Origin of the sequence: Xanthomonas nasturtii, assembly GCF_001660815.1 — a bacterium.
Classification (GTDB): domain Bacteria; phylum Pseudomonadota; class Gammaproteobacteria; order Xanthomonadales; family Xanthomonadaceae; genus Xanthomonas; species Xanthomonas nasturtii.
This window is the reverse complement of the sequence record NZ_LYMI01000078.1, coordinates 148909-159976: the sequence shown is the minus strand read 5'-3', so window position 1 is coordinate 159976 and position 11068 is coordinate 148909. Positions and strand designations below refer to the sequence as shown.

The window sequence follows — 11068 nt, the reverse complement described above, 5'->3', positions numbered from 1 at the left end:
TGGCCGGCAATCGTGGCGATAGCGCCTGCTCCAACGCACTCCACGGCAGCCGATGGCTTAGTTGAACCAGTGGATGGCGCAGGTCGATCTGGTTTTCCAGACGCGAACGAAACAACTCATCGGCAGGTAAGTGATCGGCAGCGGGACGGCGTGTGCGCATGGGCGAAAACTGCCAGAAACCAGTGCGTACATTAACGAAAACTGGCAGTTCCAGCACGCCGAAAACGCGGGGGACGCCCTGCAATGGATGTGGTTTGGGGGTTTTTCAGGGGCGACCAATTAGCGGGTCAGCTTTACCCTGAGATTTCCCACGTTTTAAAGCAGCAGCGTCATTTGCGCCCATGCAGCTTCCGGCAGAGTATGCAAGCCTTCTAACCATGGTGAGACAGGCCATCGGCGAACGTCCGATCGGCGCCTAAAGAACGGGGTCAGGTGCAATTAACGGGTCAGCTTTACCCTGTGATTTCACAGGTTTCAAAGCAGCAGCGTCATTGGCGCCCGTACAGCTTCCGGCAAAGCGTGCGAGCTTTCTAACCATGGTGAAACCGGGTTCCATCGGCGAACGTCTCATCAGCGTCTCGCGCTGCGCGAGAGGTTGACGGAGCAGCTGGACCAATGAAGCTGTGCTGTTGAATTAATCCGGCAAAGTGGGTCTCTGATAAGCGTGCCTAGGGAGCTGGTGGATGGCTACCAAGAGTCCAAGGTTGTTTCTTGATGCGGGAAGCTACGAGTGGCCGCCCTTCTTACGCGTCGCTTGCACAAGTGGTCTGCCACGCTAGTTGCTGTCGATCTCAACCCATCACGGTCATGACGCAGGACATCTCGAAAAAAATCTCGATGGTTTGGACTATTGGGCTGGCTGGCGCTGTGTTACGCCGTCGCCGGATTGGGCGCGTTGGCGTCGATCCAGGCGGCCAGCTTCTATGCCGAGTTGCAGCGTCCAGCATGGGCGCCGCCGGGGTGGTTGTTCGGGCCGGTCTGGACTGCGCTGTACGGGATGATGGCGGTGGCGGTCTGGTTGGTATGGCGGCGCGGGGGCTGGGCCGGGGCGCGTTTGGCGCTGGGCATGTTCATCTTGCAGCTGGCGCTCAACGGACTATGGAGCTGGTTGTTCTTTGCGTGGCACATGGGTGCATGGGCCTTCGCCGATATCGTGCTGCTGTGGTTGACGCTTGCGGCAACGATCGGCGTATTTGCGAAGCGGAACTCAGTGGCCGCGTGGTTGTTGGTGCCCTACTTGGCATGGGTGAGCTTTGCGGCCGCGCTCAATTATTCGGTCTGGCAACTCAATCCGCAGATGCTTGGCTGATCTCTGTGCCGACCTTGCTGATTTGCACCGACTGGCACAGCGATGGCGACGGTCTGTCACCTGAGGCGAAGTGACCTGCTGCTGGACGTGCAGTGGCACCGGCAACGATCCGATGCATTCGCGCGTAAGTGATCCGTCAGCTGCATCGCATTGGCCGGGTTGCACGACAGCGTCCATCCATGTTCGAAACCTGCGCAGCGCCGCCTGCTGAGGCGGCTCGAAAAGTTTCCATAGCAATCAATTGCTTGCGAGCGCGTTGCTTAAATCTTTGAGCCGCAAGGTTTTCTGCTCAGGGCTGTGGCAGCAGGCGCACGCCCATTGACGGACTGCTTGACAGGCCTCGGCCCGGTGATGTCTTTTGCAGGCATGGGTAACGCCTCCGCCACCGTTTCGCTTCCTTGCCAGCCGCTGCTGCGGGCGGGCACGGGCGTGGCCGGTATTACCACCATCATTACCACCGTCACCATTTGCCCGGTGCGGTCCGTCGTCTTCGCGTAACTTCCGAAAACAACGGCCCCGCACCCGGATCAGGATGCGGGGGCCTCCCTCTCACCTGAAGCGGACGGGGCCTCCCTAACGAGGTCTGTCGATGTCATCGCTTGCTGTTTCGCTCGACCCTGCCGCCGCGCCGGCGCCATCCCACCGCACCTTGGTGCACAAGTTCGGCGGCACCTCCGTGGCCGATGCCGAGCGGTATCGGCATGTGGCGCAGTTGTTGCTCGCCCGCGACGAGACGGTGCAGGTCACCGTGGTGTCGGCGATGAAGGGCGTCACCGATGCCTTGATCGAGCTGGCCGAACTGGCCGCAAAAGATCGCCCCGAGTGGCGCGAGCGCTGGCATGAAACCCGCGCGCGCCATCGCGGTGCAGCGGTGGCCTTGCTTGGCGAGCATTCCGGGCCAACGGTGGAATGGCTGGACGAGCGCTTCGAACATCTGTCGCAGATCCTGGGTGCATTGGCGGTGATCGGCGAGTTGCCGCGTGAGGTACTGGACCGCGTGCAGGGTCTGGGCGAGGTGTATTCGGCGCAGTTGCTGGGCGACCACTTCCGCGCCATCGGCGAAGACTGCGCGGTGCTGGACGCGCGCGACGTGCTGGTGGTCAATCGCGGCGAGCTTGGCGTGGATGTGGATTGGGACGTCAGTGCGCAGCGCCTTGCCACGTGGCGGCAGGCGCATCCGCAAACGCGGGTGGTGGTGACCGGGTTTGTGGCGCGCGATCGTGCCGACCGCATCACCACGCTGGGGCGCAACGGCAGCGATTACTCGGGTGCGATCTTTGCGGCGCTGTTCAATGCCGACGAGCTGCATATCTGGACCGACGTGGATGGCGTGCTCTCGGCTGACCCGCGCGTGGTGCCTGAAGCGGTGCAGCTGGAAACGCTGAGCTACGACGAGGCGTGCGAGCTGGCCTATTTCGGTGCGAAGGTAGTGCACCCGCAGACGATGTCGCCGGCCATCGAGCGCGGCTTGCCGATCATCATCCGCAACACCTTCCAGCCCGAACATCCTGGCACACGCATCACCGCCAGCAGCGCGGTGAGTGGGCCGATCAAGGGGCTGACGCTGAGCCCGGATCTGGCGGTGCTCAATCTGGAAGGGACCGGCCTGATCGGCGTGCCGGGTACGGCCGAGCGCGTGTTTGCAGCGCTGCGCACGGCGCAGGTCTCGGTGGTGATGATCTCGCAAGGCTCGTCGGAGCATTCGATCTGTTGCGTGGTCAAACAGCACGAATCCGAGCGTGCGCGCAATGCGCTGCTGCAGGCATTTGCGCATGAACTCACGGTCGGCCAGGTGCAGCGCGTGCAGCTCACCACCGGCATCAGCGTGCTGGCGGCGGTGGGCGATGGCATGGCCGGGCAGCCTGGCGTTGCGGCGCGCCTGTTTGAATCGTTGGGGCGCGCGCAGGTCAATATCCTGGCGATTGCGCAGGGCTCGTCGGAACGCAACATCTCGGTAGCCATCGATGCGGCGCATGCGACCAAGGCCTTGCGCGCGGCGCACGCCGGTTTCTGGTTGTCGCCGCAGACCTTTTCGGTGGGCGTGATCGGGCCCGGCAATGTCGGCGCTGCGTTGCTGGATCAGCTGCGCATTGCGCAACCGCAGTTGCTGGGCAAGGCCAACCTGGATCTACGCCTGCGCGCTGTGGTGTCGCGCGGTCGCATGCTGCTGGACGAACGTGGACTGGTCGGCGATTGGCGCGATGCGTTCGCATCGGCCGCTACGCCGACCGACCTGGAGCGCTTCACCACGCATCTGCTGTCCGCGCATTTGCCGCACACGGTGATCATCGATTGCAGCGGCAGCGCCGAAGTGGCCGACCGCTACGCGGGTTGGCTGGCGGCCGGCATCCATGTGGTGACGCCGAATAAACAGGCCGGTTCCGGCCCGCTGGCGCGCTACGAGGCCATCCGCGCAGCGGCCGACGCCAGCGGCGCGCGCTTCCGTTACGAGGCGACCGTCGGCGCGGGTTTGCCGGTGATCACCACGCTGCGCGATCTGGTCGATACCGGCGATGCGGTGACCTCGATCGAAGGCATCTTCTCCGGCACGCTGGCGTGGCTGTTCAACAAATACGACGGCAGCGTGCCGTTCGCCGAACTGGTGACGCAGGCGCGCGGCATGGGCTATACCGAACCGGACCCGCGCGATGATCTGTCCGGCGTGGATGTGGCGCGCAAGCTGGTGATCCTGGCGCGCGAAGCAGGGCGTGCGATCAGCCTGGAAGACGTGCAGGTGGAAAGCCTGGTGCCGGAAGCATTGCGCCAGGCCAGCGTGGACGACTTCATCGCGCGCTTGCCCGAGGTGGATGCGGCCTTTGCGCAGCGTCTGGCCGACGCGCGTGCACGCGGCAATGTGCTGCGCTATGTGGCGCAACTGCCGCCGGACCGCGCGCCCAGCGTGGGCCTGGTCGAGCTGCCTGCCGATCACGCATTCGCCAACCTGCGTCTGACCGACAACGTGGTGCAGTTCACCACGCGGCGCTATTGCGAGAACCCGTTGGTGGTGCAGGGCCCGGGCGCCGGTCCGGAAGTGACCGCAGCCGGCGTATTCGCCGATCTGTTGCGCGTGGCGGCGGGCGAGGGCGCGCGGCTGTGACGCAGGTAGTTGTCGGCCAGACCGGCGAGAGCCAAGCAACGGTGGCGCGTGCGCACAATAGTGATGGCGCTTCTGTCGGCAAGCACGGGCTGCACGAAGCGCGTGCCTTCGCGCCGGCATCGGTTGCGAACGTGGCGGTGGGATTCGACCTGCTCGGTTACCCGATCGATGGCGTCGGCGATACCGTCACCGTGCGCCGCATCGAAGAACCTGCAGTGCGCATCGCGGCGATTCGCGGCACGACCGTGGCGCTGCCGCTCGACGCCGAACGCAATACCGCAGGCGCTGCGTTGATGTCGCTGCGTGCCGCATTGCAGCTGCCTTACGGGTTTGAAATCGAGATCGACAAGGGCATTGCGCTGAGCTCGGGTATGGGCGGCTCTGCTGCGTCGTGCGTGGCGGCGTTGGTTGCGGCAAACGCGCTGCTGGCCTCGCCGCTGGACCACCACCAGCTCTACCAGTACGCGCTCGATGGTGAAGCAGTGGCCAGCGGTAGCCGCCACGGCGACAACCTGGGGCCGCTGTTTTTAGGCGGGCTGGTGTTGTGCACGCTGGAGCGCCTGGTGCCGATCGCAGTGCCGGCAGCCTGGCATAGCTTGCTGGTGCATCCTGATGCAGCGCTGGAAACGCGGCGCGCGCGCGAAGCCCTGGCCGGCGCGTATCAGCTGCGCGAGTTCGTCGCGCAGAGCACCAATCTGGCGCTGGTGCTGGCCGGTTGCCATGCCGGCGATGCGGGCCTGGTACGCGCAGGCCTGCGCGATGTGCTGATCGAACCGCGTCGCGCACCATTGATCGCCGGCTTCGCGGACGCCAAGCAGGCAGCGCTGGAACACGGCGCGTTGGGTGCCAGCATTTCCGGCGCCGGGCCAAGCGTGTTTGCCTGGTTCGAATCGCGCGCCGCTGCAGACGCTGCGGCACCGGCCGTGCAGGCCGGGTTTGCTGCAGCAGGTTTCGCTAGCCAGGCCTGGGTGTCGCCGATCGCAAGCCCGGCAGCGCGGTTGCTCGAATGAAGCAGCATGCCCGCAATGACAACAGGCCGCAGAACGCTTACAACAGGTCTGGCCTGCTGCGCGCGACCTGCGACTTAGTCGACCACCACTTCGCTGATCTGCATCACCGGGGTCAGGTCGGTGTAATTGGCGATATCGCCCAGGATTTCGCCAGCATGCGGCCCGAAACTGGCGCCGAAGGCCTCCACCGATTCGCAAAAGATGTGGCACATGCCGATGTAGGGCGGGGTGCTGCCCGGCTCGCCACTACTGATGCCTTTATCCACCGTGTAGCTCAGGCAGGCCGCGCCCATCCGTGCGCTCACCAGCGGCATGTGGGTGTCGCGGTAGTAGGCGTGGTCGAAGCGGGCGCCGTCGCGGTACGGGTACATCACGCTGACCTTGATCATCTGCCTGCTCCACGGAAAGGTGCCCGCAGCATAGCGCCGTGGCGCCGGCGGTGGATGACCATCTGGCCGGGTGCGGCCAGGGCACCGACATCGGCCCAACCGCCCATCCCGGTCTCCGCGTTCTCGGGCAATGCCGCGTTGCCCACCTCGTTCTCGCTTTGTCTGGAGTCACCATGAACTTCATCTCCACCCGTGGCGGTGCGCCCGCCGCAAGTCTGAGCCAGGCCATTGCCGCCGGCCTGGCGCCCGATGGCGGCCTGTACGTGCCGCAGACCCTTCCGCCCGCGCGCGCGCTCGATGCAGGCGCAGATCTGGCCGACACCGCCACCACGCTGCTGCAGCCGTTTTTCGAAGGCGACGCGCTGGCGGCCGAGCTGCCGGCCATCTGCGCTGAAGCTTTCGATTTCCCGGCGCCGTTGGTGGCGCTGGGCACGCCGGGCGATTACGCGCTGGAGCTGTTTCACGGGCCCACCGCTGCGTTCAAGGATTTCGGCGCGCGCTTTCTGGCCGCCTGCCTGACCCGCCTGCGCCGTAGCGAAGACCGCCCGCTCACCATCCTGGTGGCCACCTCGGGCGACACCGGCGCAGCGGTGGCCGCCGCGTTCCATCGCCAACCCGGCCTGCGCGTGGTGGTGCTGTATCCGGATGGCCGCGTGTCGCCACGGCAGGCGCACCAGCTGGGCTGTTTCGGCGACAACATCCAGGCCTTGCGTGTGGCTGGTTCGTTCGACGATTGCCAGGCGATGGTCAAGCAAGCCTTGAACGATGCGGCGTTGCAGGCGCAGGTGCCGCTGAGTTCGGCCAACAGCATCAGCCTGGGCCGGCTGCTGCCGCAGATGAGTTATTACGCGCATGCCGCCCTGCAGCACCATGCAGCCTTGGGCAGTGTGCTCAATCTGGTGGTGCCAACCGGCAACCTGGGCAACGGGCTGGCGGCGATCATTGCGCGCGCGCTCGGGGTACCGCTGGGCCGCATCGCACTGGCATCCAACGCCAATCATGTGCTGCCGGACTATTTCGCCGGCGATGCCTACGCGCCACAACCCAGCGTGGCCACGCTGGCCAATGCGATGGACGTCGGTGCACCCAGCAATTTCGAACGCTTGCGTTGGCTCTACCACGGCGACGATGCTGCCTTGCGCGAGGAGTTCCGGGCCCTGTCGGTGGACGATGCGGCGATTCGCCACACCGTGCAGCAGCGCTTTGCGCGCTACGGCGAGGTGCATTGCCCGCATACCGCCACCGCAGTGCATGTACTCGAGCAGCTGCGCGCCGAAGGGGCGGAGGGCGGCACAGGCGACTGGGCAGTGGCAGCCACCGCGCATCCGGCCAAGTTCGAGGGCGTGGTGGAGCCGTTGATCGGCCGGGCGGTGGAGGTTCCGCCGGCGCTGGCCGCATTGTTACAGCGCCCGGCCCACGCCGAAGCACTGGCGCCGGACTACGCGGCTTTCCGGCAGCGTCTGCTTGCCGATGCCGCCTGACCCAATGCGTTCAGCCAGCCGGGCTTGAAACTGGCCCGCATGGGGCTATTTGTAGGAGGGTGCGGCCCCGCTGTGGTGCCGCGTCCGCTGTGGGTTGTTGCATGTCTTATCGATTGATCGCCGTTGCCGCCGCGTTATGCGGATGGGCTACCGCTGGTACGGCCAGGGCGGCCGATGCCGTAGCTGTTTCTCCGCTGTCGCCACTGGGCGCGCCGCGCGTCGGCCTGGTCGAGGCACTGGCGCGTCAGGCGCCGTCGCTGGATCGCCAGGTGCTGGCCCTGGCCACCGAAGCGCTGCAATGCGCCCGCCGCCGCCAACAGGTGGGCGCCGAGCGGGTGCTCAGCGTCATCGATTACAGCCGCCCCTCCACCGAGCGCCGGCTGTGGGTGTTCGATCTGGACAAGCAGCGCTTGTTGTTCCAGGAGTGGGTCGCGCATGGGCGCAATACCGGCGAGAACCTGGCGGCGAAGTTTTCCAACAACGACGGCAGCTTCCAGTCCAGCCTGGGCGCCTTCACCGCGCAGGAGTCGTATACCGGCCATAACGGCTACTCGTTACGGCTCAAGGGCCTGGAGCCGGGGTTCAACGACCACGCGCGCGACCGCGCCATCGTCATCCATGGCGCGCCGTATGTCAGCGAAGCCATCATCCGCACCCAGGGCCGGCTCGGCCGCAGCCTGGGCTGCCCGGCCGTGCGGCCGGCGGTGGCCAGGCAGTTGATCGATACCTTGCGCGAAGGCGCCTTCGTGTTCGCCTATTACCCGGACCGCGCCTGGCTGCGTCAGTCGCAACTACTGAGCGGCGGCTGCGGCGGGGCGGGAGCGGGTACGGTGGCCGGCCGCTGAGTGGTTGTATGCGAACGACCCGGCCGACTGCTTGGGCAAACGCATACTGGCGCATCGATCAAACCGACCCATCCGCCATCACCCCTCACACCGTATCGCCGGCCAGGCTGCGCAGTGCCGCGTAATCGAGGATCTGCACCAGGTGCAGTTGCGGCAGGGCGATCAGCTGCTGCTGCCGCAGCTTGGTGAAGGTGCGGCTCACCGTTTCCATGGTCAGCCCGAGGTGGTCGGCGATGTCGCTGCGGCTCATCGGCAGCGCCACGCTGTCGCCGCTGGCGCCGGGCAGGGTGGAGCGGGCGGCTAGCCGCAACAGGAAATGCGCGAGCCGTTCGCTGGGCTGCAGACGCGCCAGCAGCAGGCCGGTGTCCTGTGCGGCGGCCAGTTCCATGCTGGTGCGCTGCAGCAGCTTGCGCTCCAGCTGCGGGTAGCGCTCGCGCAGCTGGCGCATCTGCGCCATCGGGGTGCTGCACACGTGGCTGTCGACGATGGCTTCGATATCGTGGCGGTGCTGCGCGGTTTCGGTGAGCCCGACGTAGTCGCCGGGCAGCACGAAGCCGGTGATCTGGCGGCGCCCGTCGGCCAGCGTGCGCACCATGCGCAGCGCGCCGGAGGTCACCGTATAGACGTTGTGCCGGGTCTCGCCGGCACGCACCAAGGTGCTGCCAGGCGCATGGGCCGCCGCGTGGGTCACCTGATCCAGCGCGTCCATTTCCTGCGGCGACAGCGCTGCGCAAATGGCCCGGCCACGTACTGCGCACAGCGCGCAGTCCGACCCTGGCGCGCCGCTGGCAGATGCCGTGCCGGGCGCCGGGCAGGTCACGCTGGGGTCTGAAAGCTGCCGGTACATGGACCACGCACTGCCTGGGACGCATTGAATGATACGCCATGCGGTCAGCACGGCCGGCTGCCGGTAGAATTGTGCGTTCGCCACATTCGTCCTGCAGGAGTTTCGCTCGTGATCAAGCCCCGTACGCCGCCCGGCATCATGGAATTGCTGCCGCGCGAGCAGATCGCGTTCCAGCGCATGCTGGACGTCATCCGCCGCAACTACGAGCGGTTCGGGTTCCTGCCGGTCGAAACCCCGGTGTTCGAGCTGTCCGATGTGTTGCTGACCAAATCCGGCGGCGAGACCGAGCGCCAGGTGTATTTCGTGCAGTCCACCGGTGCGCTGGCCAATGCCGCCGCCGCGGCCGACGAGGGTGCCGAGACCGCTGGCCTGCCCGAGCTTGCACTGCGCTTCGACCTGACCGTGCCGCTGGCGCGGTATGTGGCCGAGCACGAACACGACCTGAGCTTCCCGTTCCGCCGCTACCAGATGCAGCGCGTGTATCGCGGCGAGCGTGCGCAGCGCGGGCGCTTCCGCGAGTTCTACCAGTGCGACATCGACGTGATCGGCAAGGACGCGCTGAGCATCCGCTACGACGCCGAAGTGCTGGCGGTGATCCATGCGGTGTTCGCCGAGTTGGGCATCGGCGACTTCAAGGTGCAGTTGAACAACCGCAAGCTGCTGCGCGGCTTCTTCGAAAGCCTGGGCGTGGCCGAAGGCGAGCTGCAGCTGGCGGTGCTGCGCGAGGTCGACAAGATCGACAAGCGTGGTGCCGATTATGTGCGCGACACGCTGGTGGGCGAGGGCTTCGGCATTGCGGCCGAGCAGGTTGCCAAGATTCTTGCGTTCGTGGCGGTGCGTTCGGCAGGGCACGCCGATGCGCTGGCGCAGTTGCAGGCGCTGGAAGCCTCGGTCGGCGCCAGTGCGACGCTGGGCGAGGGCATTGCCGAATTGCGCGAAGTGCTCGAGCTGGTCAAGGCGCTGGGCGTGCCGGAGAGCGCGTACTGCCTGAATTTCTCCATCGCGCGCGGGCTGGACTACTACACCGGCACCGTCTACGAGACCACGCTCACCGATCACCCGCAGATTGGCTCGATCTGCTCGGGCGGCCGTTACGAAAGCCTGGCCAGCCACTACACCAAGTCCAAATTGCCCGGCGTGGGTATTTCGATCGGCCTGACCCGCCTGTTCTGGCAGTTGCGCGAAGCCGGCCTGATCCAGGGCATCGCCGAAAGCAGCGTGCAGGCGATGGTCGCGCTGATGGACGAAACCCGTCTGGAGGACGCGCTGGACATCGCGCGCCGGCTGCGCATCGGTGGCATCAACACCGAAGTGCAGATGGAGCCGAAGAAGGTCGGCAAGCAGTTCCAGTACGCCGCCCGCGCAGGCATCCGCTTCGTGGTGCTGGCCGGCGACGACGAGCTGGCGCGCGGCGTGGTGGCGGTGAAGGACCTGGTGCGCGAGCAGCAGTTCGACGTTGCCCGCGACGAGCTGGCGAGCACCTTGCAGGTGGAGCTGGAGCAGGCCAAGGCGATGCTGGTGGCTGGGGGCGCCAAGGGCGGGTGAGCCGACCGGTGTGGACGGCGGGCAGCCGTCCGGCGGTCGAGATCGCGGTAGTCCATGCAGCACAACCGAAAGCCCACTGACGCCCTGGCGTCGGTGGGTTTTCATTTTCGGCATCGTTACGTGCACGGGTTCACTGAACGCTTCGACGGCTCCAGGCTTGTCCAATCGATGCCGTTTGCGTTAATGTACTAACACGCTATTACATTAACGCAATGAAACAACGACCTGCCCCCCGCGAAAGTACCGATGTCGCCGCCTCGCTCAAGATGCTGGCCGATGCGCTGGCCTGCCTGAGCGAGCCCGGCGCAGTCGAGGCCTTTCTGCGTGATCTGTGCACGCCCGCCGAACTGGAAGCCATGGCCGACCGCTGGCGGGTGGTGCCCTTGCTGGTCAAGGGCGTGCCGTATCGCGAAATCCACGAGCTGACCCAGGTCAGCGTGACCACCATCGGGCGCGTTGCACGCACGCTGGATCATGGCGCCGGCGGCTATGCCGAGGCCCTGCGCGAGCAGTCGTCGCGCCCTGTCGAATCCCACTGAGAGAAC

The 11068-nt window shown here is 66.0% G+C and carries 9 protein-coding genes and 1 pseudogene; 7 read left to right on the top strand and 3 right to left on the bottom strand.

The features are described 5' to 3' along the window. Positions 1–160: pseudogene (locus A7D16_RS22195) on the bottom strand (IS5/IS1182 family transposase); the annotation flags it as partial. Positions 161–850: 690 nt separating this feature from the next. On the opposite strand from A7D16_RS22195, the gene A7D16_RS20135 reads away from it, so the two are divergent. The 3 genes from A7D16_RS20135 to A7D16_RS20125 all read left to right on the top strand — a co-directional run bounded on the left by A7D16_RS20135 (position 851) and on the right by A7D16_RS20125 (position 5416). Then, positions 851–1309, top strand: coding sequence for a TspO/MBR family protein (locus tag A7D16_RS20135; protein WP_064634991.1), 459 nt, complete (start codon positions 851–853; stop codon positions 1307–1309). Between the two features lie 589 nt (positions 1310–1898). Continuing rightward, positions 1899–4406: a bifunctional aspartate kinase/homoserine dehydrogenase I gene (thrA, locus tag A7D16_RS20130; protein WP_064634990.1), complete on the top strand. Its 2508-nt coding sequence runs from the start codon at positions 1899–1901 to the stop codon at positions 4404–4406. A gap of 41 nt (positions 4407–4447) precedes the next feature. Further along, complete coding sequence (locus tag A7D16_RS20125) at positions 4448–5416, top strand: homoserine kinase (RefSeq protein ID WP_064635002.1); 969 nt, start codon at positions 4448–4450, stop codon at positions 5414–5416. A 74-nt stretch (positions 5417–5490) separates the two neighbouring features. On the opposite strand, the gene A7D16_RS20120 is transcribed toward A7D16_RS20125, so the two are convergent. Next, positions 5491–5805: an EthD family reductase gene (locus A7D16_RS20120; protein WP_064634989.1), complete on the bottom strand. Its 315-nt coding sequence runs from the start codon at positions 5803–5805 to the stop codon at positions 5491–5493. 173 nt (positions 5806–5978) lie between these two features. Here A7D16_RS20120 and thrC point away from each other — a divergent pair, with 173 nt between their 5' ends. Both thrC and A7D16_RS20110 read left to right on the top strand, forming a co-directional pair. Then, entirely contained in the window at positions 5979–7286 is a 1308-nt protein-coding gene (gene thrC / locus A7D16_RS20115) for a threonine synthase (protein WP_064634988.1), read from the top strand. A gap of 101 nt (positions 7287–7387) precedes the next feature. Further along, positions 7388–8131: a murein L,D-transpeptidase catalytic domain family protein gene (locus tag A7D16_RS20110; RefSeq protein ID WP_064634987.1), complete on the top strand. Its 744-nt coding sequence runs from the start codon at positions 7388–7390 to the stop codon at positions 8129–8131. Positions 8132–8216: 85 nt separating this feature from the next. On the opposite strand, the gene A7D16_RS20105 is transcribed toward A7D16_RS20110, so the two are convergent. Next, positions 8217–8978, bottom strand: coding sequence for a Crp/Fnr family transcriptional regulator (locus A7D16_RS20105; RefSeq protein ID WP_064634986.1), 762 nt, complete (start codon positions 8976–8978; stop codon positions 8217–8219). 108 nt (positions 8979–9086) lie between these two features. Here A7D16_RS20105 and hisS point away from each other — a divergent pair, with 108 nt between their 5' ends. Together hisS and A7D16_RS20095 are read left to right on the top strand one after the other, a co-directional pair. Further along, positions 9087–10523 carry a histidine--tRNA ligase gene (hisS, locus tag A7D16_RS20100; protein ID WP_064634985.1) on the top strand — a complete coding sequence of 479 codons (1437 nt, stop codon included), beginning with the start codon at positions 9087–9089 and terminating at the stop codon, positions 10521–10523. Between the two features lie 212 nt (positions 10524–10735). Further along, positions 10736–11062, top strand: a complete 327-nt coding sequence (locus A7D16_RS20095) for a YerC/YecD family TrpR-related protein (protein ID WP_064634984.1) — start codon at positions 10736–10738, stop codon at positions 11060–11062. Positions 11063–11068: the final 6 nt, after the last annotated feature.